A 24,803-nucleotide genomic window follows, 5' to 3' on the forward strand; every position below is an offset into this window, starting at 1 on the left:
ATTTGGTTGCGAATCTTTAGCCTAAATATACAGGCTCACCAGTATTGGATGATTTGTAGATTGCTTCTAGAATCTCGGTCACTACCATCGCTTCTTCTGGTTTCACGACTGGTTCAGTATCGTTGATGATCGCATTGATCCATGATTGGGCTTCTAAGATTTCTGGTGTTTCACCAGTACCTTCATAAAAATCAACCCCGCCAGTTTCCAATTCGATATTCTTTTCATATAACAAGCTATGGTCCTCACCATTGATGGTTAAGCCATTGTTCATATCTGCACCGGCTTTGCTGCCAATCAATGTTGTTTTGGCTTCTTTGACATCCAAACTGTTCAAAGCCCAGCTTGCTTCAAGGAAAATCGTTGCGCCATTTTCCATCACAACAAATCCAAAGGCAGAATCTTCAACAGAAAATTTCTCTGGATCCCATGAGCCCCATGCGTTGGCTGCATTTTTGGTTTGTGACAATTCATGATAGGCCTTGCCAACAACGAATTTCGGTTTGTAATTGTTCATCATCCATAACGTCAAGTCTAATGCGTGGGTACCGATATCGATCAATGGGCCGCCGCCTTGGGCTTCTTCATCTAGGAAAACACCCCAAGTAGGCACTGCACGACGACGGATCGCATGGGCTTTACCAAAGTAGATATTGCCCAGTTGTCCTTCTGAACATACCTCATGCAGATAGCGAGAATCTTTTCTGAATCGGTTTTGGTAGCCGATGGTTAATTTTTTGCCCGTCCGATTGGCCGCTTCGATCATTGCTTTGGCTTCTTCAGTCGTTTTGGCCATTGGTTTTTCACACATCACGTGACAATCTGCTTCTAAAGCTGCGATCGACAATTCCGCATGAGAAGCATTTGGTGTACATACGTGGATCACATCAAGGTCGGCTTGCGCCAGCATTTCTTGATAGTCGCTGAACACTTGTGCATCTTCCGTTCCAAAAATAGCTTTCGCTTCAACCGCACGTTCAACGATCAAATCACAAAAAGCCACCATTTCTACTTCTGCAACTTGTGACAATGCCGGCATATGTTTGCCATTTGCAATTCCGCCACACCCAATGATTCCAACTTTAACTGTCATAACTTTCCTCCTGAAAACGCTTTTTATTTTCTATAGGCTCATTATAACGAAACCATCAAACAACTTCTTCCCAATTTCCATGGAAAAAATTCCCGAAATTTATCTTATGGAATTCTCACAAAAAAACGCCGATCTTCAAATAACTATCGTTAAAAAAATAACTGCTAATGAAAAACGACCCACTGCAGATATACAGGAGTCGTTTATTTTCACTTCAGATTCAGTTGTTTTTGATATTGCAGCGGCGACTGCCCTACCGTCTCCTTGAAAACATGATGGAAAGTCTTCACACTTGCGAATCCAGCTTTTTCAGCCACTTCTGCCATTGGTATTTTCTGATTGGCCAGGATAAATTTCGCTTGATTGATTCGGTATTCCGTCAAAAATTGCATGAAGGTCTTTCCAGTATTTGTCTTGAAAAACCGGGTGAAATAATGGGGACTAAAGCCGACATATCGCGCTGTTTCTTCCATTGTCAATACATCCTGATAGTGAGATTCAATGTATTCAAAGACTTGATTCAACCGTTGCAAGGTTTCTTTGTATTGGGCGGCTGAGCGCTTCAATGAGCCCCGGATTTTTTGTCGTTTTGGCAAACTTTGGTAACATTCTCCGATGATTTGGTAGAGCAAACCCATCATCAAATAACGCTTTCCCCGAACGTTTTCTTCTTCTAACTGGTACAATTCAATCAACAAATCAGTGATTTTCTCAGTGAAACTATCCGGCCATGCTCGACTATGGGGCTCTCCTTCTTCAAATAACATTAATAGAGAAGTTTCTGACTCTCTGAGCAACGCTTCTTCGAATAATTTCAGATCAAATTGATAGACATACCGCTCACTTTCTGGCGACGCCAAAAAATAATGCGGCTGTCCGCTGGCAAATAAATACAAGTCGCCTTCTTGCAGTTCAACGATCGTATCGTCGACACCGATATTGACCGTGCCACGTTTGGCATAAATAATTTCAATTTCCTTATGCACATGGGGATAAACGATTGTTAATCCATCATTTAAGAACGTGCGGAAACGAAATTCACTTTCAAATTCCGGGATCTCTAGGTACATACTCATCGACTGACTGCTCCTTCTCAACTATTCCCAATCTATTATAATAGAAAATAGCTCAAAGAGAAAACCTTTTCTCACAGAAGAATGGTTTCTACTCGCTTTTTGTGGTATCGTATTCAAAAAAAGGGAGTCTTCTCATGCATTATTACGATCAGCATTTACATACCTTTTTGTCCTTTGATTCTACTGAACAATTCGAGAATTACTTGGCTTATCAGCCTGAATTTTTCGTTGCCACCGACCATTTCGATTTGAAAAATCCATATTCAAACTTTCGCGATGATATCCCCGACTATGAAAGGTTAGTGGAAAAACACCAGCAATTGCAAGAAACCACCCCTACCCATTTGTTAAAAGGGATCGAAATTGGCGTCGTTCCAGGACAAGAGCAAACGATCATTGATTATCTTCATGCCCATCCTTACGACTTGAAATTGATCAGCATCCATCAAAACGGTACGTTTGATTATATGGATGATGCCGTCTTGAAAAAAGACAAATTCGACGTTGCCAAAACCTACTTTGATCAAATGTCGACAGTCCTTGATTCATTTCCTGAAGGACACATCGTGACCCACTTTGATTATGGCTTACGCCGTTTTGATTTCAGCCAAGAAGAACTGGCGCAATATTTTGAAACGGAACTGACTGCTATTTTCAAGAAGATCGTTGCCCGTGATTTGGCGATGGAAATCAATGCCAAAAGCTTCGGTCCATACAAGAATGCCCATCTGTACGAATATGCGATTCCTTTATATCAAAGCGTCGGAGGCAAACTCTTTACCTTGGGCTCTGATGCCCATGTAGCAAATGATTATCGCCTAGATTTTGCGGCGATGAGCCGTCTGCTGCATTCTTTCGGCGTGACAGAGTTGGCTGTTTTTCAAGGGAGAGACCGCTTCATGACGGATTTGCCAGAAGCGTAACCAAAAGTGATCATGAAACGGGTCCGCAGTTTTCTGCAGACCCGTTTGGTTTTTTGATACGCTTATTTTGCTTCCAACACTTCTTCTTTGGCATGGATCAATTGTGTCAAAAAGTCGCAATACGGCGTTGGTACATTGTATTTCTCCCCTTTGCGGGAAATCGCACCGTTGATATAATCAATTTCTGTTTTGCGATGATTATTGATCAAATCTTGATACATAGACGGATAATGCATACCGATACCAGCTGGGTCATAGGTTTCTTCAATATGACGAACCACCTCAGGAATGTCTAATTCAACAGCCTCATGACGGGCCACTGCAGCAAATTCGCTCACGATCGTTTCAACCATTTTACGGGCAGTCGATGTGCCACCGAATTGCGCAATATTGACGTCTAAAATCGAACACAAACCATTCAAGGTGCCATTGACACACGCTTTACGGTAAATAGAATAACGAATATTTTCTGAATATACCGCATGTAACCCCGCATCTGCCAATACAGCAGCGACTTCTTTCGCTGTGGCTTCATAGCCTGGTTTTAAATTCTGTAATTCCACTGAGCCTTCGCCAAACAAACGTACTTGTCCCGGTCCAATCAAATCAGCCGTCCAAATCGTATTGCCGAGTATAATTTTGTCAGCAGCGACATATTTCTCAATCGTATCTTCATGCCCAATCCCATTCAATAAACAAAGGATTTTGGTTTCTTCGCCAATCATTGGTTGGATCGTCTGCATCATTTGATCCAGCTGCATCGCTTTGGTAAACACCAAAATCAGATCTGCTTGTGCATCTGTCGGAATCTCTTGTTGCGAATAGATGGGAAATGGCACTGCGATTTCTTCGCCATTTAAATTGGCTCTCAGTCCATGTTCCCGAATCGCTTCGATATGGGCCGGCCAACCATCGATCAACGTGACCTCGTTGCCGCCTCTTTTCAGCATAATCGCAAAGCGACTTCCCATCGCACCAGCACCAGCAATAACAATCTTCATCTATCTTCCTCTTTCCTATCTAACAATTAGGTATAGTTTACTCTAAATTATACAAATATGCGAGAGGCTTGCGTTTGATAGACAATAAAAATGATAAAAACCCAATTGGAATAGTTTGATTTTTCTGATAATTAAAGAACGAAATATGTATAGTTTCCATGATGAAAGATAAATCTTAACTTATTACAAATGGCTATGAAAATATTGAATGATTTTGTAAATCAGATTGTCGATCAACATCAAGACCAAGGAAATCAATGCTAAAAAACACTTGCTAGTCAAGGTGTACCCCATCTGACCAACAAGTGTTTCTTTATAAAACCACTGTCTAAAGCTTATGCTTGAATGGCTTCTACCGCAAAATTCGCCAACAAGCGTTCTTTTTCTGCCTCTGAAATCCCATGTTTTTCGACATAGCGATTGTGTTCGTGGATCGCACAATCATAACTGCAGGCGCCTAAATGAGCTGCTTGATTTTCTTCTGAGGTCAAGAATTGACGGTTGCATTCCGGATTGGCACAGTTCACATAGCGCTCACAAGGCGTACCGTCAAACCAGTCACGGCCAATCACTTGTTTGTCCACATGATTGATTTCGACACTGATCCGCTCGTCAAAGACGTACATTTTGCCATCCCACAATTCCCCTTGTACTTCCGGATCATTGCCATAAGCAAAAATCCCCCCGTGGAGTTGTGCGACATCTTCAAACCCTTCCCGCATCAGCCAGCCGGAAAATTTCTCACAGCGAATCCCACCTGTACAGTAGGTCACGACTTTTTTATCCATAAATCGTTCTTTATTGTCGATGATCCATTGGGGCAATTCACGGAAGCTGCGAATATCAGGGCGTACTGCACCACGAAAATGACCTAAATCATATTCATAGTCATTTCTCGCATCAATAACAACCGTATCTTCATCTAGTAATGCCTCTTTGAAGGCTTTAGGATCCAAATATTTGCCCGTCATTTCTAGCGGATCAATGTCGTCTTCAAGATTCAGTGAAACCAATTCTTTTCTTGGACGGACAAAGATTTTTTTGAAGGCATGGTCTTCTACTTCATCGATTTTATAATAAATCCCTTGAAAGCGCAGGTCAGCTTCCATCATCTCCCGGTATCTATCCGTTGCTTCGATCGTTCCTGAAAGCGTGCCGTTGATACCTTCTGTTGCGACTAAAATACGACCTTTGATGTCGTTTTCTTTACAAAATGCTAAATGCTCCTTCGCGAAGCTTTCTGGATCTTCGATCGTGGTATATTTATAAAATAATAAAACGCGGTAACTCACAATAATTCCTCCTTTTTTTGCACACTACAGTATAGGGTATCTCGTGACAAAAAACGAGTTTTATGCTTGTACCTTTTGACACAATGCCGCGTGATGCTTTTAGTTGTTTTCTCTTAACGCATCCACAAAAAATGCTGTGACTTGATCCATCGTTTCTCCACGGACCAAATGACGTTCATCGCGGGAAATAAACTGAAGACTGGCTGCAGGATTGGCTTGTACAAATTCAGCCACATCTTGGTATGGAATCTTTTCATCTTGTGTACCATGCCAAAAAAGCAACGGTCTTTGGCCTAATTTCTCTGGTTGAGACTGCAAGTCGTAGGCATCCATCCAGCCCAACAAACGTGCATAATCTTCCGGCACAAAAAAACCGGCCGCTCCTGCATGGGTTTGAATCCGTTCGCGATAACTGATCATCGAAGGCGAGCCCATAATACAGGCTGCTGCATTGATTTCAGGATGTTGACACAACAGTCCACAAGTTGTCATTCCGCCCATTGATACACCGCCGACAGCGATTTGGCCATTGACTAAACCTAAATTTTCGAAGAAATCTACCAGATAAGCAAATTCAAATAAATTGGTTTGGATACTTTGCCAAAACGTCAGAGAAGGAATTTCTGATAAAGCAGTTTTTCTTTCTCCGTGATTGGCAGCGTCAGGCAAAATCACCCGGAAATTAGCCCGCGCCAACTTCCTGCCTTGGGTCAATACCAATTCTTTACTGGTTTGCCAGCCATGATAATAAATAATCAAGGGCAAAGGCTCATAAATAAGCGCCTCAGGTACAACTTCTAAGACCGGGATATTACCGATTTTTCTTTTGCGTACAGCTACTTTCATTTTCTCCACCTCTTCTTTAGTATACGAAAAGTCCGGCATTCTGCAAAGAAAGTTCCCCTTTGCCTTCTGACTATTCTCCAATTCACAGCAAAAAAAAGACCATGCATTCAACATGGTCTTCTCCTTCTTATGCGTGTAAAACAGCTTCTCTTGCCAATGCTAGACAGCCTAATGTCCCCGCATTGTCCTCCAATGCCGGAGTTACGATATACTTATCTAAAGCTGGTGTTTCCACATAGCCATTGACTAATTTCTTAAAAGCTTGTCGCACATTATCTAACATATGTCGTTGTTTCATGACACCCCCGCCAAAAATGATCACATCTGGTGAAAGCATCAATGTGGTATTATAGGCACATTGTGCGATATAGCTGGCCTCAATTTCCCAATAAGGGTCATCTTCAGCAACATCTTGTCCTTTTTTGCCTAAGCGCTTTTCAATTGCTGGGCCGGCAGCCATGCCTTCTAAACAATTGCCATGAAATGGACAGCTGCCTTCAAAATCATCTGCTGGATGAGGGACGACGAGGGCATGACCCATCTCAGGATGGCTGAAACCTTCAACAAAACGTCCATCTTGCAACGCACCACCGCCAACACCGGTACCAATCGTATAGTAGACAACGCTATTACGGCCTTTGCCATTGCCAAATACGTATTCTCCATAGGCGGCCGCATTCACATCCGTTGTCCATGAAATCGGTATCGGAAATTCTTTTTTCATGGTACCGATAAAATCAAAATTTTGCCAAGCCAATTTAGGTGTTGAGGTGATATGACCATATGTTGGCGACTCATGATGAATATCGATCGGTCCGAAAGAACCAATACCGATACCCGCCAACTGTGTTTGATATTGCTTGAAAAAATCGATCACCAATGCCATCGTTTCTTCCGGTGTAGTGGTGGGAAAACTCACTCGCTCCTTGATCGCCATTTCTTCATCGCCAATCCCGCAGACAAACTTCGTGCCGCCGGCTTCGATCGAACCATATAACATGTACGCCACTTCTTTCTTTCGTTGATACTTCATTTTAAACAAATTCAGCGGAAAATACTAGACAATCCGCGTATCTTCTTCAAGAAACAAACCTTGATAAAAAAAGTTTCTAACCGTTTTCAATTTCTTTCTTTTTTCAGATAATCCACAAAATAAGATCCGTATCATGATACGGATCTTACAACTTTACGAACTTGCTGAACTTGCGGCATTGTCATCGGCCTTCACTCGATCGATGGCAATCACCAATGAAATGATCAAATCATCTAAGTCTTCTTCATAGATCACCACTTCATAAGTATCTCCCCATGAAATCCATTTTTTGTGGATCTCAGCGATGCGTTTGCCATGCCGATTGACGGCAAAATCCATATCCCACCAATTACCATCGACATCGATGCCTTCTGCATCGATCGAATATTTTGCTTTAAAAAAAGTCAGTTGTTTGGATAAGACGATGGCCTCTTTGCCATGGACTTCAACAAAAAACTTAGGCAGCAAACTAAAAACTTTCTTGGTGATTGCCGCCACAGGTTGCCGTTGCGCATCTAAAATTTTGAACTGTTTTGGTATTTTCATAAAACTGCCTTCTACATAGTAACGGGGATTTTGCTGTTCATCCATAACCGTAAATTTTTCACCAATGCTGAAGACTTTTTGCTTGATGTATAGTTTCTTCATCTGCTATACCCCTTTTTCTTTGACATCGCCCGTATTGATCACTGGTTGCGTGCCTTTATCGGTGATGATCGACACCAATAAATTATTGATCAATTGGACTTTGCGGTCATCCGTAAAATTGATATCTTGACCATCTTCGATTTGTTCTAAAGCCATTTGTGTCATTGAAACGGCACCTTCAACAATAATTTGGCGGGCAGAAAGAATCGCTTTGGCTTGTTGTCGTTGCAACATCGCGCTGGCGATTTCTGTCGCATAGGCCAAATGGTTCAATCGGGTTTCGATGACTTCTACACCAGCGACAGCTAATCTGTCTTGCAGCTCTTTGGCCAACTCTGCCGACACTTCATTGGTATTGCCCCGTAAAGTGATATCATCATCGTTGAAGGTATCATACGGATATTGGGTAGCAATATGTCGAATGGCAGTTTCACTTTGGATCTCAATAAAGTTTTGGTAGTAATCCACGTCGAACAATGCTTTGGCTGTATCAACGACTTTGAATACGACAACTGCTGATATCTCGATCGGATTGCCGTCAGAGTCATTGACTTTTAATAACGAACTATTAAAGTTGCGCACTTTCAATGATACATTGATCTTTTGCGTTAAAGGTGTGGTCACAAATAAGCCATTGGCTTTGATGGTGCCTAAATATTGACCAAAGAAAAGAATGGCTTTGGCTTGATTCGGCTGGACGATCGTTAGTGAGCTGAGGAATAAGAAAGAAATGATCCACAAGATCACACCGATGATAATCTCAGCCGCTCTTTCATTGACTGCACCGTCATAAAATAAATACGCCCCGCCTATCAATAACCCAATCAAGACCACCAATGCCAAATACCCATTTACATGAAACGTCTGTTTTTCCTTCATTTTGTTCCTCCCTTTCCCTTGTTCCCTCCATCTTACCGCTGTTGGCACATGTCTGCAAATGTTCTTACGCATTTTTTGCTTCGCCGATCGTCCTATTTTGATTTTGACAGTTTTCCCGTTACAATTAAAGTATCCATCAATCTTAGAATGAAAAGGAGCAAGAATCATGACACAAAAAATTGATTTAGAAAACACAAAATGGTCTTTAGAGAACATTATCAAAACCGTCGGCACTGATTTGTCTTCTGTTGTCGAGATCCAAAATCAAGATGGCATCGATGTAGTCGTCATTTCCAAAGATGAGTGGCAGCATCTATTAGAACTATTGGATACCCGCCATGCAGAAGGTTACCGTTTGGATCAAGAATTACCTGAAGACATCTTGATCGATGTCGCAGACACTGACAACCAATACACCGAAGAAGGCGAACTGGAGATGGAATTGCCAGAACGGGTCCATCCTGCACCAGACTTCGAGTTGGAAGCAGAAGAAATCGTTGAAAGCGATGATGTTTTAGATTAACAAAAAAAGCGAGTCCTCAGGGGTTCGCTTTTTTTGTTCTGCAATTGATTACGCCTTTTGTTTATCGATAACAGCTTGCAGTCGTGCAATAGCTGGTCCTAGCTCTCTTCGGGCTTCTTCTTCTGGATCAAGCCGCTCTACTTCTTGCAATCGAGCCAACCATAGCGCTGGTTCTTTCACACCTAATTGACCGATTGCCCAATAAGCCGTGCCGCGGATCACCGGCCGCACGTCTTCAGTCGCACAGCGCCAGATTTCTGGCAACGCACTACGATCGCCGACGTTGGCCAAAGCAATGATGGCGTTGCGTTGCAGCGGCTTTTTGCCGCGCCATGAACCGGACAAATGGCCAAACTGGGCTTTGAAATCTTTATTAGACATAGACAGCATTGGTTTCAATTTGGGATAGACGCTGTCAACTTCAGGCTCCATCTCTTCATGAAAATGAAAATCTTTGCCGCGATTATAAGGACAGACCAATTGGCAAATATCACAGCCATAGATAACATTGTGCATTTTCTTGCGGTACTCTTCAGGCATCATGCCTTTCGTTTGGGTTTGATAAGACAGACAACGTTGGGCATTCATTCTGCCATCCCCCAACAAGGCTTTCGTCGGGCACGCAGTAATGCAGCGGGTACATTCTCCGCAGCCAAACGGAACTTCCTCATCTGGCGCCAATGCGATATTGGTGACGATTTCTCCTAAGTATACAAAGGAACCAAACTCCTCAGTGATCAGCAAACCATTGCGTCCAATAAAGCCTAAACCAGCCCGTTGTGCAGCAGCCACATCTACCAATTCACCTGTATCAACTTGCGGTGCAAAACGCCACTGGGTACCTTCTTCCATAGATGCAGCTTGGGTTTTGATAAAGCTGATCAACTTGTCTAAACGATCTCTTAATATATCATGGTAATCGATTCCCCACGAGGCGCGAGCAAACATGCCGCGTTTTTCATCTCGAGGTACTTTTTCTTTGATTTTGGTTGGATAAGCCAGTGCGATCGCAATGATCGTTTGCGGATTTTCGAAGGTCCGTTCTGGATAGATTCGTTCTTCGATCACTGGGTGCTCAAAGCCCGAGGTATGGCCTTTGGCTTTTTGTTCTTTCAACGATTCTTCCAAATGAGTGAAGGGCTCTGCAGAGGCAAAACCGATTTTATCGATACCTAGACGCTTGCTTTCAGCGATGATTTTTTCTTTTAAAAACATAGTACTCCTCTTTCGATGGCGAACCAGACAGCCGTCAGTTTAAAGAATATTTTTTTACTTTCCTATTATACGAGAGGGAATAAAGATTGTCGATGACCCCGTCTGCAATCACTGACCCTCAGTGATATTTATAGCAAAATTTTAAGATTTCAATTAAGTTTTGTTTGATATCGTTATCATTTGTTACAGGCAGAAGACGTCATGCTAAACTAATGAAAGAAAAAAGAAATGGAGAACACTATGGAGCAAACATCGATTGGGCTGACTTCTGCAGAAGCAGCCAAGAAAATACAAGCTGGTTTGCATAATGATTATGAAACAACTGCCAGCAAAACAACAGCAGCCATCATCAAAGACAATTTATTCACATTATTCAATTGTCTGAATCTATTGATCGGGGTCTTTTTATTTGCCGTCGGAGCTTACTCAAATATGTTTTATTTGGTGATCATCTTGGTCAATATCATCATTGGGATCAGTCAAGAAGTACACGCCCGCAATTTGGTCAAAAAGCTATCTCTCGTCGCACCACAAACCTTGCGGGTGTGGCGAGATGGTCAGATCAGTACCCATACATCTAAAGATTTAGTGCTGGGCGATTGGGTGGTACTTGGTGCTGGTGATCAAATTCCCGCCGACTTGACGATTCAATCTGGTGGAGTGGAGGTCAATGAATCGATGCTGACAGGTGAAGCTGATCTTGTGGTCAAACATGCCGGCGATAGCTTGTTATCCGGCAGTTTTATTGTGAGTGGTGAAGTCACTGCCGAGGTCATCCATGTAGGGGCCGATAATTATGCAGCCAAATTAAGCAATGAAGCCAAGGTCCACAAACCTCTACGATCAGAATTGGTCTCCTCCATTCGCCGGGTCTCGAAGTTTACAAGTTATGTGATCGTCCCCCTCGGTGTCGTTCTATTTTTACAAGCTTATTTTTTACGTGATACAGGGATTCAGTCTTCAGTGATCGTTTCTGCAGCAGCGTTATTAGGCATGTTGCCAAAAGGGCTCGTTCTTTTGATCAGTATTGCCTTGACCACTGGGGTCATCAAACTCGCGAAAAAAAGGATTTTGGTCCAAGAAATGCATGCCATCGAAACATTGGCCCACGTCGATACGCTTTGTTTAGACAAAACAGGCACCTTGACTGAAGGCAAAATGCAATTACAAGACGTGCTGCCATTACAAGATCATATTGATCCTCGCATGTTGCTCAGCCAATATTTAGCAGCAAGTGCCGATAATAACTTAACCATGCAAGCCTTGCGGGCAGAGATCCCTGTCTTGACAAGAGAAACACCTGCAACAGTCATCGCCTTTTCGTCTGAGCGCAAATGGGGCGCCATTTCCTTTGACTCCCTTGGCACGTTGTACTTAGGGGCACCAGAAAAAATCGCTGGATCTGCTGATTTACCGCAAGTGAATGCTGCACAAGTTGCCGGTCTTCGGGTTCTGATCCTCGCGCAATCACCGACTACCCAATTGGCAGAAGCGGACTTTGATCCATCAAATGCTCAGGCGGTAGCCGTGATCGTTTTATCGGATATCATCCGTCAAAATGCACAAGAAACATTGGCTTATCTGACCGAAGAAGGCATTGATCTGAAGGTCATCTCTGGCGATAATCCAACCGCTGTATCGGCAATTGCGCAACGCGCCGGCGTACCTGATGCAGAAAAAGCCATTGATTTATCGACATTGTCAACCGAATCAGACGTCCGTTCTGCTGCATTACGCTATACCGTTTTCGGCCGGGTCACACCAGAACAGAAGAAATTGCTGGTAGAAGAATTAAAAGCCGCCGACTGCACTGTTGCGATGACTGGGGATGGAGTCAATGATGTTTTGGCCTTGCGAGAAGCAGATGTCAGTATTGCCATGGCGGCTGGTGATAGTGCCGCACGTCAAATCGCGAATTTTGTCTTACTGGATTCAGATTTCACCACATTACCAGATGTTTTGTTCGAAGGCCGTCGGGTCGTCAATAATGTGACCAAAGCTTCAGGCATCTTCTTTATCAAAACGATTTATAGTTTTCTCTTGTCGTTGATTTGTATTCTGACGTCGAGTGCCTTTCCTTTCTTGCCGATTCAAATCACTTTGATTGATCTGGCGATCGAAGGGTATCCCTCTTTCTTTTTATCCTTCGAAGAAAACAAACAACGCATTCACGGGCGCTATTTGTCCACGTCATTGTTACATGCCTTGCCAAATGCGCTTTTGGTCCTTATCAACTATTTTGCTGTGCGCTTTTTGCAAACAGATTATGGCTGGAACGAATTAGCTAGCACCACATTACTCTACTATTTATTGATAGGGATTAGCTGCTTGGCAGTGATCCGCGCTTGTCTACCTCTGAACCCTTTGCGTCTATTCTTAGCGGTTTCGACAACCTTTGGCATCTATATTGCCGCCATGCTCTTCCATCATTTACTGGAAGTCAGCTTTTTAACAGCCGTAACATTGCCTTACTTTATCGGATTGATGATCATCAACATCATTTTATTTGCAGGTGTCTCATTATTGACCAAAAAATGGTCGGCTGCCCGTTTAGCGAAAGTATAAAGCTTGCAAGACCGAACGTTTCCGCATCCTTGCGGAGACGTTTTTTGCTCTTTGCATGATGTCTGATCAGCGTGGGCCAGATGAAATCCATGCAAGATTTTCGAAATTTGTTATACTAGTTTTGTAGACGGTTACAGCAACCGTATAGTATTTGTCTTGATCGGCACTATATGAACTGAACTGCGCTGCAAATTTACTCAGAAAGCATTGGTGATTTTGAATGAAAAAAAGTATTTTACTCGTTTCTCACAGTCAACAACTTACTGATGGCTTAAAATTGATGATTGAAGACATGGCAGATACAAAGACAGTCACTCTCTATTCTCTCGGTGGTACGCAAGAAGGCGATCTTGGTTCTGATGCTACAAAAATCGTAGACGCAGTCAATGAGACAGACGAAACGGCTATGATTCTTGTTTTTGCCGATTTGGGCAGCGCAGTGTTGAATGCTGAACTGGCTTATGACATGTTAGAGCCAGCGCAGCAAACACGGTATCATTTGATCGATGCACCATTAGTAGAAGGGGCCTTTGCCGCAGCAATCACAGCCGGTTTTAGTGACGATTTGGCACAAATTACTGCTGAAGCAAAAAAAGCAGCCGAGAAAGGATGGCACGAAGCATGAAAAAAATAATCAATGACCCTAGTATGATCGTAGAGGAAATGTTGGCAGGTTTAGCATCTAGTTATCCCGATTTGATCCATCAAGTCGAAGATACACGGGTGCTGGCTAAAAATGAGGAGAAAACACAGGTAGGGCTCGTTTCTGGCGGTGGCAGCGGACATGAACCTGCCCATGCTGGTTTTGTTGGCGACGGTATGCTCAGCGCAGCGGTTCTCGGTGATGTATTTACCTCTCCTACGCCCGATCAAATATTGAGCGGCATCCAAGCAGCCGATCAAGGCCAGGGTGTCTTACTGATCGTTAAGAACTATACTGGCGATATTTTAAACTTTGAAATGGCCAAAGATATGGCAGATATGGAAGATATCCAAACCGAAATCGTTGTCGTTGACGATGATATTGCAGTTGAAAACAGCACCTATACAGCTGGCAAACGCGGGGTTGCAGGTACCGTCCTAGTCCACAAAATTCTTGGAGATGCAGCCCGCAATGGAACCTCGTTGCCTGAATTAAAAACACTGGGTGAAGCCGTCGTTGCCAAAATCAAGACGATTGGGGTTGCCCTAAAAGCAGCAACTGTTCCAGAAGTGGGTAAACCTGGTTTTGATTTGGGGGAAGATGAAATCGAATATGGTGTAGGTATCCACGGAGAACCAGGCTATCGTCGCGAAAAATTACAACCATCAAAAGCTTTAGCGAAAGAATTGTTGGAGAAAATATTGGCTGATTATGCACAGACCCCCAAAAAGATCGGTGTATTGATCAATGGCATGGGGGGTACCCCCTTAATGGAACTCTTCGTATTTGCCAACGATGTCGAAACATTACTGGCTGAAAAAAATATCACTGTCAGCTTCCATAAAGTCGGCAACTACATGACTTCGATCGATATGCAGGGATTGTCTTTAACAGTGATCGACTTCACAGAAACCGATTATACAGCGGCATTGACTGCCCCAGTAACAACTATTGCATGGTAAGGAGTGAAATCAAATGAATCTGACAACTGAATCGATCCAAAACTGGTTCAATGCATTTACAACAGCGATTGAAGAGAACAAAGCTTATTTAAGCGATTTAGATACCCCCATCGGCGATGGTGATCATGGCAACAATATGGCTCGCGGTGTGGCGGCTTATCAAGAAGCATTTCAGAAGCAAGCGCCACAGACCATCAGCGATACGTTCAAAGTCTTTTCAATGGCCATGATCTCAAAAGTTGGTGGTGCCTCTGGTCCTCTATATGGCTCTGCCTTTATGAATATGACGAAGGCCACCAAAGAACTAGAAGCAATCACATCTTATGAACAATTGGGCGACATCATCGGACAAGGACTCGCGGGGATCAAACAACGAGGCAAAGCAGAATTTGAAGACAAAACGATGGTCGATGTCTGGCAGCCAGTCGCAGATGCATTGCAAAAAGGTGCCCTCACAAAAGAAGATATCGAGGCAGCCAAAGACCATACGAGCGATCTCGTAGCAAAAAAAGGCCGGGCTTCTTATCTAGGTGAACGGGCAATCGGTCATATCGACCCCGGTGCAGCTTCTAGCGCATTGCTTTTTGACACATTGCTCACTGTGATTGAATAATGCGCTAAATAGATTTCCCTCATACTAAACAAAACACCCAAGCAACCTTGATAACAGCTATCAGCTGTACATCTGTTGCTTGGGTGTTTGTTTAATCTTCTGCTAAAATCGTTTGAGCAACCAGCTTCACATACTCCACCATGCCATCAGGATTTGGATGGACACGGTCTTCATAAAACCAAGACTCTTGGCTATTGCTGAGATCATACCAATCGATCAACGTCATATTGTCATACTTCTCGGCCATTTTTTCCAGCATCCGATTGACTTCATTTTGCCAACGTTGTGTCGGTACCCGAACATTGATCCAGTAAACATTTCGGTCGCCGATTTCACTCATAAAGCTATCAAATTGTGCTTCAGTAAATGAGCCATTTGTGCCGAGTCCAACCAAGACCGTATCTCGCAACAAGCCTTGATCTTTCAACGATTTGATTAGATCAGGACTTGCATATAGCTGCCGGCCAACGTCCCCATCCACAATGGCTTGAGGGAATAATTCCTGAAGATCAGAAGTAGCATCCAGCATCACTGAATCGCCAAATGCAGTGATTTCTAATGATTCAGCCTTTTTGACTTGCGACTCCGACAAATCGTACTTCGTCATAACATCTTGTTCAGCTTCAGTTGCAGCAGAAGAATCACTACTATCCGTGCTGCTGTCCGTACTGCTTTCTGATGCCTCACCATTGGCGTTTTTCTGGGTTTCCTCTGCGGCTTTCTTGTTGGCAGCAATCGTGTCTTTCAATTGCTGCTGTTGGGCGTCGACATAGTTTGTTGGTGCTGAGATGATCCCCACCAAAGCAACCAAGGCAACCACGGTTCCAGGAACAACCCATGGTTTTTTCCAACTGAAGATAGGCTTAGTGAACCATCCTCTAACTGTGGGTATCGTGTTTTTGTAGCGGAATTTGCGCAAGGGATTTTCAATAAATCGATAGGACAGCTCACTGAATAGCAAAATCAAAAACAACTCGATCAGCGTATGCAGCAAGACATTCTCACCAATATTCCCGACCTTTGCTTCGTAAAATATCATTACAGGAAACTGATACAAATAAATACCGTAGCTACGTTTACCGATATAACTAAACAATGGATTGGTCAGCAATCGATTCAGGCTAGCCCCAGGATGGGCAGTAACAGCCACAAGAACCGTTGCAAGAAGACTGATCATAAACATCCCGCCATAATAAACGAAGGTCAAATGATCATCTAACAAGAAAAATGCAGCAATCAGACCAATCAAAGAAACAACACCCGACAGATCAAGAATCCGTTTGGCTTTCACAGGAATATTTTTTTTCAAATGGGTCGTCGGCCAAATAAAGGCCAGCGCACTTCCCATCCAGACTGAAAACAATCGGGTATCTGTCCCATAATACACCCTAGTCGGGTCCGCACCTGGTGTATACAAAACGGCAAACAAAATACCTGAAAGGACCGTGATCCCCGCCACGACATTAAATACGCGGCTGCGTTTTTTGCCAATTTTCATCAATAGAATAAAAATCAGCGGCCAGATCAAATAATTCTGTCCCTCTACTGCTAATGACCATAAATGTGTGAAGGGCGACTCATTGCCGAACCGATCAAAATACGATAGGCCATGATTGATTTGCCACCAATTGTTGTAATATAACAAGGAGCTGACAACTACTCCCCGCAAATTGTTCAATAAGTTGCGCTGGAACAAGGTGATATATGCAGCGGCCAGCACCAACATCACTACCATCCCTGGATAGAGGCGCTTCATACGCCTGACATAGAAATCCATCACCTTTATTTTTCCGTTTTGATCCCATTCTTGCCTGAGCAAGTCGGTGATCAAATAACCTGACACAACAAAAAATACTGGTACGCCTAAATACCCGCCCCGCATCTGGGTAGGTAATAAATGATATAAAATAACGCCGATTACGGCTAATGTTCGAATCCCATCGAACCCCGTGATATAACGGCTTGTGCTTAATCTTTTGCTCATTATCCAACCACTTTTCTCAAATTGATCCATTTGTTTTTCTAGTAAAAAAACGACGTTAAAAATAATCTTTCTTTTGTCATTCTCTCATAATTTACCAGAAATACCTGTACTAAAGCTAGCATCTTTCATTATATTTCTAAAAAAATTAATTTTTGTATAAAAAAAAGCATTTCAACAAGGAAATACTTTTTTGGGGGATTTTCAATTTATAATTCTTCCTCATAAAAACGACCTAAGATTTGCACATTATCAGCGATACTCACAAAGGCTTTCGGATCTGATTCTTTCATCGCACTACGCAACATTGGCAACTCAAAACGGGTCACAACAGTCAGCAAAACGGTTTGTTTGTCATGCTTATAAGCACCTTCTGCTTCATTGATGATCGTGATGCCACGACGCATGTGTCGTTGGATCGTTTGAATAACCTCTTCAGGGTTTCTGGTAATGATCGTGACTTGCATTTTCTTTTGTTTCGTAAAGACTGCATCGGTCACTTTGCCACTCACAAAAATCGCAATTGCGCTATATAACGCGTATTGCCAACCAAATAAAATACCGGCAGCAAACATGATCACGATATTAAAGACTATCGAAATCGACCCAATCGTTCGGCCGGTCCGTTTGCGGATCGCAATACTGATAAAATCTATACCGCCAGAAGACAACCCATTTTTTAAGGCATAGCCAATCCCAACGCCGCTGATTGCCCCACCAAAGATCCCACAGATCATTGGATCAGTCGTAACAGTTTCTTCCGGCAGCACTTGAACGAACAATGATGTCAATAAGACCGTGATTCCAGTAAAGATCGTAAACTTATGGCCGATTTTGAACCAGCCAATAAAAAACAATGGAATATTCAGCAAAAGCAACGCCAGCGAAACTGGGATATAAAAACCTAACCAATCTTTCGATAATGTGGTAATGATTTGGGCAACCCCAGTGATTCCGCTGGAATAAATATGTCCTGGCTGATAAAAAAAGTTAACAGCAATCGATGCCAATAGCGCATAGACGACGGAAAAAGATAGTTTACTCGCATAATCTGGGTGTGGGAGCCATTTAAATAGGGATTTCATTGCATTTTGCAGCCTCGCTTTTATGATTTTGCTTATATTATACGTCAGAGAGTAAAAAAAGAAATGAACAATGAAAGAAATTGATAAATTCTCATGAAAATATTTCATTTATTCATCAATTTCTGACATATGACTCATTTCTTCGTTTATTGTTTATTCGTCTTCTTCAACTGTAGTCACATCAATACTCAAGTCAAACAATTGCATTGGCGACACTGTACTTGGTGCTTGTGACATAGGATCAGCGGCTTTCCCATTTTTAGGGAATGCGATCACTTCGCGAATGTTGTCTTCTCCTGCCAATAACATGGCTAAACGGTCCAATCCTAAAGCAATTCCGCCATGAGGAGGGAAACCATAGTCCAGCGCATCCAACAAGAAACCAAATTGGGCCTGCATTTCACGGCGTGAAAACCCTAATGTTTCAAACATTTGCTCTTGGATAGCCCGATCATGGATCCGTAATGAACCCCCGCCTAATTCATAGCCATTCAAGACAATATCATACGCTTCTGCATAAACTTTTGCAGGGTCAGTTGCCAACAATGGAAGATCACTTTCTTTTGGCAATGTGAAGGGATGATGGGCTGAAACATAACGTCCTGCTTCCTCATCATATTCAAATTGCGGCCAATCAGTGACCCACAAGAAGTTGAATTTACTTTCATCGATCAAGCCAAGTTCTTTCCCTAATTTATTGCGGATCGCGCCTAATGTTGCTGAAACAACACCAAATGAGTCAGCACCAAACATCAAAATATCGCCCACTTCGGCATGCGCCGCTGCGATGATTTCATCGGTTACTTCCGTTAAGAATTTTGCGATCGGACCTTTTAGACCGTCTGCTTCAACTTTGACCCACGCCAACCCTTTGGCGCCAAACTGGCCCGCGTAATGGCCTAGGTTATCCATATCTTTACGAGAATATTTATCCGCAGCACCCTTAGCATTCAATACTTTCACGACGCCGCCTTTTTCAAGGGCCATTTGGAATACTTTGAAATCAACATCTTTGACAACTTCAGACAAATCGATCAATTCCATCGCAAATCGTGTATCTGGCTTATCGCTGCCGTAACGACCCATAGCTTCATCATAAGTCATGCGAGGAAATGGCAACGTGACTTCTAAGCCTTTGACCTCTTTCATCACCTTAGCCAACATCTCTTCTGTATATGTTTGGATCTCTTCGGCAGTCAAAAAGGTTGTTTCGATATCGACTTGTGTAAACTCAGGTTGACGGTCGCCACGCAAATCTTCATCACGGAAACAACGAACGATTTGATAGTAGCGGTCAAAGCCTGCGCCCATCAATAATTGCTTAAAGATTTGCGGAGATTGCGGCAAGGCATAAAAATGACCTGGGTGAACCCTTGATGGAACCAAGTAATCCCGCGCGCCTTCTGGTGTAGATTTAGCCAAGTAAGGTGTTTCAATATCTAGAAAGTCATTGTTGTCTAAGAAATTGCGAATCGATTGGGTCGTTTTCGCCCGCATCACAATATTTTGCGTCATTTTTGGGCGACGCAAATCTAAATAGCGGTATTTCATGCGGATCTCATCGCTGACGGTTTGGTCATCTTCAATCAAGAAAGTCGGCGTTTTGGCTGTATTCAAAATCGTGATGTCCGTGATCATCACTTCGTATTCACCTGTCACCATTTTAGGATTGATTGCTTCTGGCGCACGGTTGATCACTTCACCTGTCACTTCTAACACGTATTCGCTGCGGCATTTATCAGCGATTTCCCACGCTTCTTTTGATACTTCAGGGTTAAAGACGATTTGAACGATGCCTTCACGATCCCGGAGGTCAATGAAAATCACGCCGCCTAAATCACGGCGTTTTTGTACCCAACCTTTCAGGGTGATTGTTTGATTTAATTGGGCCTTTGATACACGGCCGCAGTATACTGTACGTTTACTCATTTTTCTTCTCCTTGTTCGATCATAATCGTGGTCATTTCATCATAGATTTCATCAAAATGATCATATAGTGCTGCAAGCGGGAATTGTTTTTCCACTCGACTGGCCATTGATTTGATATTGATGACTTGTTGTGCCACTTCAGTTTCTCCTAAAGTCAGCACCAATTGCGCGCCTTGTTTGTCTGCAGATTTAAATTGTGCTTTGGCCTTTCGGTCCATGAAGTCGCGATCCGCTGAAAAACCAAAGTTGCGAATGGCTTGAACGACTTTCAAGACTTCGACATTGGTTTCTTGGCCTAAACCAACCACATAGGCATCTAATTGATTTAAAGCAGGAATCACAACCTCTTCTGCTTCTAAGGTAAGCAGCAACCGCTCCATTCCTAAAGCAAAGCCAAACCCAGGTGTTTCTGGACCGCCCAGTTCTTCTACTAGGTGGTTGTATCTGCCGCCAGCACAAATGGTGGCTTGCGCACCCATTTTTGGCGCATCACTCATGATTTCAAAAATCGTGTGGGTATAATAATCCAACCCCCGAACCATTGTCGAATCGATCTCATATGCTACGCCTAACGCATCCAACATCATAACCACCGTATCAAAATGCGCTTTTGCCTCTGGCGTTAAATAATCCAAGATCGATGGCGCGTCGGCCACAAACTTCTGATCTCGCTTGTCTTTGCTATCCAATACCCGCAATGGGTTCTCATGTAAACGACGCTGTGAGTCTTCACTCAACTCCGCTTCATGGGGCACCAAGTAATCAATCAATGCTTGACGGTAATTTTGACGTGTTTCTTTATCACCTAGTGAGTTGATGACCAAACGTAATTGATTCAAGCCAAGTTGATGATAAAAATCCATGGCCATGGCCATCGTTTCCACGTCTGTTGCTGGATTAGCAGAGCCAAAGACTTCCACACCGATTTGGTGGAATTGGCGCAAACGGCCTTTTTGCGGACGTTCATAGCGAAACATAGGTCCCATATAAAATACTTTATATGGTTTGGTATGTTCTGGCCCAAACAGTTTATTTTCAACGTACGAGCGGGCAATCGGTGCGGTGCCTTCAGGGCGCAGTGTGATATGGCGCTCGCCTTTGTCATAAAAATCATACATTTCTTTCGATACGATATCTGTTGTATCCCCGACACTGCGAGCGATCACTTCAAAGTGTTCAAAGATGGGTGTGCGGATTTCATTGAATTGATAGTCACGAAAGACCAAACGCGCAGTTTCTTCTAAAAACTGCCATTTCTCTGATTCTCCCGGTAAAATATCATTTGTCCCTTTTGGGCGTTGGTAACTCATCATCGTTTATCCTCCTATTGTTTCATGGGTGCTACGTATCATCTGCCTGCTGGCTGCTACTTCGTATGTATTGGGTCTGTCAGTACATTCTCTAACGAAGGCAAAGATCTGTCGATCATCATCATGGAGACTACCCTCCCTGCCCTCAGCTAGTACTGTTCATCATCTACTCTGACTCCCTCTGGTCGTCAATCGTAGTGATTCGTAACGACGGAGACTACCCTCCCTGCCCTCAGCTAGTACTGCTCATCATCTACTCTGACTCCCTCTGGTCGTCAATCGTAGTGATTCACAGCAAAAAAACTCGCCCTTGTTTGTTTACAAGGGCGAGTTATTACACGCGGTACCACCTACATTCGAGAAATTGCTTTCTCCTCATCACGATTAACGCTCGGTCACGGAACAGCTTTGCTTCTGTTCATCTCCAGATTGTCTTTCCTTTGTTCGTCCTTCACTGCTTTCAGCCAGGGCAGTTCTCTCTTTTAAGGGGCAACATCAAAGTACTCGATCCTTCATCGATAGTAGATATTATCTATAAACTACAAGAAACCGGCAGAAATGTCAAGATTTTTCAAGCTTTTTTCAAACCTTTTGATTACCAATTTTCATTTCTTTGCTTTACACTAAAAATAAACCATATGTAAGATGTTGAGGAGGAAAAAAGATGGCAGATGTAAAAATTGGCAAGTCGGCTGTATATGCAAGTTCGTTAGGTCTAGGGGCAAATGCGATTGGCGGTCACAATCTTTTTGCAGGTCTGGATGATGAACAAGGCAAGGATATTTTGCGAACTGCTTTACGTAACGGTATTACCTTGATTGATACCGCCTATATTTATGGCGAAGGACGTTCAGAAGAATTGATTGGTGCTGTCTTGCAAGAAAAAGAATTCGACCGCAGCAAAGTGATCATTGCTACTAAAGCCGCCCATACACCCGGCAACCCAGACAAAAAAGACAATTCGCCAGCATTTTTGACCCAGGCGGTAGAAGACGCGCTGGCTCGTTTACAGACGGCATATATCGATATTTTTTATATCCATTTTCCAGACGAGCAAACACCAAAGAATGAAGCCATCGCTGCGCTACATCAACTAAAAGAAGCTGGCAAGATTCGAGCGATCGGTGTATCCAACTTTAGTCTTGACCAATTGCAAGAAGCCAACCAAGATGGCTACGTCGATATTCTTGAAGAGGAATATAGTCTGCTGCATCGCCAAGCAGAAACAACTTTCTTTCCTTATTTAGCAGAACACGACATCAGCTTCGTGCCTTATTTCCCTCTAGCTTCAGGGTTATTGACTGGCAAGTACGAAAAAGAACCAACTTTTGCCGAAAATGATATCCGCAGCAGCAATCCTGACTTTAAGGGTGAACGCTTTGCAAAGATCGTCGAAACAGTAAATCAATTAAAACCAATCGCCGACAACTACGATGCGACGATCACGCAGTTGGTTTTGGCTTGGTACTTGAAAAATCCTGAGATTACTGCGGTGATTCCTGGTGCAAAAAAAGTCGAACAAGTCACAGCAAATGCCCAGGCAATGGACATCCATTTAACCAAAGCAGATTATCAGTTGATTGATCATTTATTTGCCGTTTTTAATTAAACACTGGACAAGTTCTAAGAGAAAAGCTTCCTTTGCTTTTCTCTTGTTTTGCGTTATGCTGAGTAACAACCGAACATATGAAAAGGAGCAGTACGATGTCTTTATATCCCGGCTATACCCGTAAACCCCATTATTATGAAACAGATCAAATGGCCATCATTCACCACGCCAATTATATTCGCTGGTTTGAAGAAGCCCGTGTCGAATTACTGGACTATTTGGATCTGCCTTACCATACGATCGAAGCTGTTGGCTTGATCGTACCCGTACTAGGGGTTTCGGCGCAATATAAACAAATGATTCGTTACGAAGATGAAATCTTGATCAAAGTATTGGTAGATCAATACACAGGCACACGTTTGGATTTTCGCTATGAAGTATACAAAAGTGATGGAAAATTGGCTACAGTAGGCACTTCCCAACATTGCTTCATGTCCAAAGAAACCAATCGATTGGTCCATCTAAAACGACAATTCCCAGAGATCCATCAACGATTTGCTGCCTATGCAGCCTTGTCCGAAACATCCCCCACCCAAGACTGACTTAGGCAGAATACTTGCTTTTTGAAACTGCTTTCGTATAATCATAAGTAATTTCAGGGAAGGAAGATGGCGATGTACGTAATCAAAGTTTTGCATGGATATATTGGCAAAGATGGTCGTCGCACACGTGAAAAAATTCCAGACAAGTTATGGGTCTTTGAAGACCGGCAAAAGTCCGAAGCATTTGCAGCCAAAATTGGTGGTCGTGTCAAACCGTTGAAAGAAGTCAAACAACATACGTAAATAAGCAGCAGCTAGATTCTTTTCCCAAAGAACTTAGCTGCTGCTTGCTTTTATGATAAAACAGATCAGTCATCGATTTCTGTTTCTAAAACCTCACCTGTTTGGGCATTGATTTTGACATTTGTTTGGGTATTGCCGTCTTGGACTTTGACTTCCCAATACGTGATGTCCATCTCTTTATCAAGATCCCAATCCGTCGCTTCTCCACTGCCTACTTCCTTGACCGCAATATCTGAAATTTCAGCCAGCGACAGCAAGTCTGTGATAGTCAATTGGTCTTCTGCCTTTTTGACACCATTTTGCTCATCTGCATCTAACGCTTCTGTCCGTTCATCAGAGACCGCCTTCGTTTCAGCATCGACAGTCATTTCATATTCATTGGCATCGTCGACCCCTTCGATTTTATAGAAGTAATTGCCAAAGGTGGTATCCAATTCTAGTGCTGTGATTGCTGCATCTGGATATTTGTCTTGGAAGACTTTGATTGCTTCTTCCACTGTGACTGAAGGCAATTCCCCAGTTGTGTTTGTGGTACTGTCAGCCGTATTGGTTGTTGAAGCAGCTGTACTAGACACCGCTGATGATGTCGTGGTGGTCGTACTTTGTTCCGTACTGCTTTCAACACTTTGTGACGAGCTGTTTGGATTGTTTTGACTGCAACCTGCCAATAATCCGACAAATGCAATCCCCATAACTATCGTTGTTTTCTTCATTGTATCTTCCTCCTATACGCTTTCTTGTTTATACATATAGCATACCAAGAGTAGGATAAAAAAGAATCAAAAATGCTTG

At 43.0% G+C, this 24,803-nt stretch carries 23 protein-coding genes and 1 other annotated feature; of the genes, 9 read left to right on the forward strand and 14 right to left on the reverse strand.

Annotation, left to right across the window (positions count from 1 at the left end; genetic code table 11):
- Positions 1–16: 16 nt before the first annotated feature.
- The gene (locus IGI41_RS12710; RefSeq protein ID WP_430610141.1) at positions 17–1,093 is read right to left on the reverse strand and encodes a Gfo/Idh/MocA family protein; all 1,077 of its coding nucleotides are present in this window, start codon (positions 1,091–1,093) and stop codon (positions 17–19) included.
- Between the two features lie 209 nt (positions 1,094–1,302).
- Entirely contained in the window at positions 1,303–2,169 is an 867-nt protein-coding gene (locus IGI41_RS12715) for an AraC family transcriptional regulator (RefSeq protein WP_430610142.1), read from the reverse strand.
- 134 nt (positions 2,170–2,303) lie between these two features.
- Between IGI41_RS12715 and IGI41_RS12720 the strand changes: the two genes are divergently transcribed.
- Positions 2,304–3,092, forward strand: a complete 789-nt coding sequence (locus IGI41_RS12720; RefSeq protein WP_430610143.1) for a PHP domain-containing protein — start codon at positions 2,304–2,306, stop codon at positions 3,090–3,092.
- 62 nt (positions 3,093–3,154) lie between these two features.
- Here IGI41_RS12720 and IGI41_RS12725 read toward each other — a convergent pair whose 3' ends face one another.
- The 6 genes from IGI41_RS12725 to IGI41_RS12750 form a co-directional block, all read right to left on the reverse strand.
- Positions 3,155–4,093 carry a 2-dehydropantoate 2-reductase gene (locus tag IGI41_RS12725; RefSeq protein WP_430610144.1) on the reverse strand — a complete coding sequence of 313 codons (939 nt, stop codon included), beginning with the start codon at positions 4,091–4,093 and terminating at the stop codon, positions 3,155–3,157.
- A 335-nt stretch (positions 4,094–4,428) separates the two neighbouring features.
- Complete coding sequence (locus tag IGI41_RS12730) at positions 4,429–5,385, reverse strand: rhodanese-related sulfurtransferase (protein ID WP_430610145.1); 957 nt, start codon at positions 5,383–5,385, stop codon at positions 4,429–4,431.
- Between the two features lie 99 nt (positions 5,386–5,484).
- Complete coding sequence (locus tag IGI41_RS12735) at positions 5,485–6,231, reverse strand: alpha/beta fold hydrolase (protein ID WP_430610146.1); 747 nt, start codon at positions 6,229–6,231, stop codon at positions 5,485–5,487.
- A 127-nt stretch (positions 6,232–6,358) separates the two neighbouring features.
- Positions 6,359–7,231 carry a fructokinase ScrK gene (scrK, locus tag IGI41_RS12740; protein ID WP_430612847.1) on the reverse strand — a complete coding sequence of 291 codons (873 nt, stop codon included), beginning with the start codon at positions 7,229–7,231 and terminating at the stop codon, positions 6,359–6,361.
- Positions 7,232–7,417: 186 nt separating this feature from the next.
- Entirely contained in the window at positions 7,418–7,912 is a 495-nt protein-coding gene (locus tag IGI41_RS12745) for an LURP-one-related/scramblase family protein (RefSeq protein ID WP_430610147.1), read from the reverse strand.
- Positions 7,913–7,915: 3 nt separating this feature from the next.
- Positions 7,916–8,791, reverse strand: coding sequence for an SPFH domain-containing protein (locus IGI41_RS12750; protein ID WP_430610148.1), 876 nt, complete (start codon positions 8,789–8,791; stop codon positions 7,916–7,918).
- Between the two features lie 166 nt (positions 8,792–8,957).
- Between IGI41_RS12750 and IGI41_RS12755 the strand changes: the two genes are divergently transcribed.
- Entirely contained in the window at positions 8,958–9,314 is a 357-nt protein-coding gene (locus tag IGI41_RS12755; protein ID WP_430610149.1) for a hypothetical protein, read from the forward strand.
- Between the two features lie 48 nt (positions 9,315–9,362).
- Here the strand turns inward: IGI41_RS12755 and queG are convergent, their stop codons facing one another.
- On the reverse strand, positions 9,363–10,529 hold the full coding sequence (gene queG, locus IGI41_RS12760) for a tRNA epoxyqueuosine(34) reductase QueG (protein WP_430610150.1): 1,167 nt from the start codon (positions 10,527–10,529) through the stop codon (positions 9,363–9,365).
- 240 nt (positions 10,530–10,769) lie between these two features.
- Here queG and IGI41_RS12765 point away from each other — a divergent pair, with 240 nt between their 5' ends.
- From IGI41_RS12765 to dhaL, 4 genes are all read left to right on the forward strand, one after another.
- Positions 10,770–13,094, forward strand: a complete 2,325-nt coding sequence (locus IGI41_RS12765) for an HAD-IC family P-type ATPase (RefSeq protein ID WP_430612850.1) — start codon at positions 10,770–10,772, stop codon at positions 13,092–13,094.
- A gap of 220 nt (positions 13,095–13,314) precedes the next feature.
- Positions 13,315–13,719 carry a dihydroxyacetone kinase phosphoryl donor subunit DhaM gene (gene dhaM, locus IGI41_RS12770; RefSeq protein WP_311950925.1) on the forward strand — a complete coding sequence of 135 codons (405 nt, stop codon included), beginning with the start codon at positions 13,315–13,317 and terminating at the stop codon, positions 13,717–13,719.
- Positions 13,716–14,699 (forward strand): dihydroxyacetone kinase subunit DhaK, encoded by a 984-nt coding sequence (gene dhaK, locus IGI41_RS12775; protein WP_430610151.1) that lies wholly within the window; start codon positions 13,716–13,718, stop codon positions 14,697–14,699. The genes dhaM and dhaK overlap by 4 nt, the downstream gene beginning before the upstream one ends.
- Positions 14,700–14,712: 13 nt before the next feature.
- The gene (gene dhaL / locus IGI41_RS12780) at positions 14,713–15,312 is read left to right on the forward strand and encodes a dihydroxyacetone kinase subunit DhaL (RefSeq protein ID WP_430610152.1); all 600 of its coding nucleotides are present in this window, start codon (positions 14,713–14,715) and stop codon (positions 15,310–15,312) included.
- A 91-nt stretch (positions 15,313–15,403) separates the two neighbouring features.
- On the opposite strand, the gene IGI41_RS12785 is transcribed toward dhaL, so the two are convergent.
- From IGI41_RS12785 to hisS, 4 genes are all read right to left on the reverse strand, one after another.
- A complete protein-coding gene (locus tag IGI41_RS12785) occupies positions 15,404–17,296 on the reverse strand; it encodes an acyltransferase family protein (RefSeq protein ID WP_430610153.1) in 1,893 nt (630 codons plus the stop codon).
- Between the two features lie 206 nt (positions 17,297–17,502).
- Positions 17,503–18,378 (reverse strand): YitT family protein, encoded by an 876-nt coding sequence (locus IGI41_RS12790; protein WP_430610154.1) that lies wholly within the window; start codon positions 18,376–18,378, stop codon positions 17,503–17,505.
- A gap of 153 nt (positions 18,379–18,531) precedes the next feature.
- Positions 18,532–20,307, reverse strand: coding sequence for an aspartate--tRNA ligase (aspS, locus tag IGI41_RS12795; RefSeq protein WP_430610155.1), 1,776 nt, complete (start codon positions 20,305–20,307; stop codon positions 18,532–18,534).
- Entirely contained in the window at positions 20,304–21,617 is a 1,314-nt protein-coding gene (gene hisS / locus IGI41_RS12800) for a histidine--tRNA ligase (RefSeq protein WP_430612853.1), read from the reverse strand. The genes aspS and hisS overlap by 4 nt, the downstream gene beginning before the upstream one ends.
- A 319-nt stretch (positions 21,618–21,936) precedes the next feature.
- Positions 21,937–22,142: a binding site (T-box leader), on the reverse strand.
- Positions 22,143–22,281: 139 nt separating this feature from the next.
- On the opposite strand from hisS, the gene IGI41_RS12805 reads away from it, so the two are divergent.
- From IGI41_RS12805 to IGI41_RS12815, 3 genes are all read left to right on the forward strand, one after another.
- Positions 22,282–23,226 carry an aldo/keto reductase gene (locus IGI41_RS12805; protein ID WP_430610156.1) on the forward strand — a complete coding sequence of 315 codons (945 nt, stop codon included), beginning with the start codon at positions 22,282–22,284 and terminating at the stop codon, positions 23,224–23,226.
- Between the two features lie 95 nt (positions 23,227–23,321).
- Positions 23,322–23,768, forward strand: coding sequence for an acyl-CoA thioesterase (locus IGI41_RS12810; RefSeq protein WP_430610157.1), 447 nt, complete (start codon positions 23,322–23,324; stop codon positions 23,766–23,768).
- Between the two features lie 72 nt (positions 23,769–23,840).
- Entirely contained in the window at positions 23,841–24,011 is a 171-nt protein-coding gene (locus IGI41_RS12815) for a hypothetical protein (protein WP_430610158.1), read from the forward strand.
- A 65-nt stretch (positions 24,012–24,076) separates the two neighbouring features.
- Here the strand turns inward: IGI41_RS12815 and IGI41_RS12820 are convergent, their stop codons facing one another.
- The gene (locus IGI41_RS12820; RefSeq protein WP_430610159.1) at positions 24,077–24,724 is read right to left on the reverse strand and encodes a PepSY domain-containing protein; all 648 of its coding nucleotides are present in this window, start codon (positions 24,722–24,724) and stop codon (positions 24,077–24,079) included.
- Between the last annotated feature and the right edge of the window lie 79 nt (positions 24,725–24,803).

Origin of the sequence: Enterococcus sp. DIV0876 (assembly GCF_050529585.1) — a bacterium.
Classification (GTDB): domain Bacteria; phylum Bacillota; class Bacilli; order Lactobacillales; family Enterococcaceae; genus Enterococcus_D.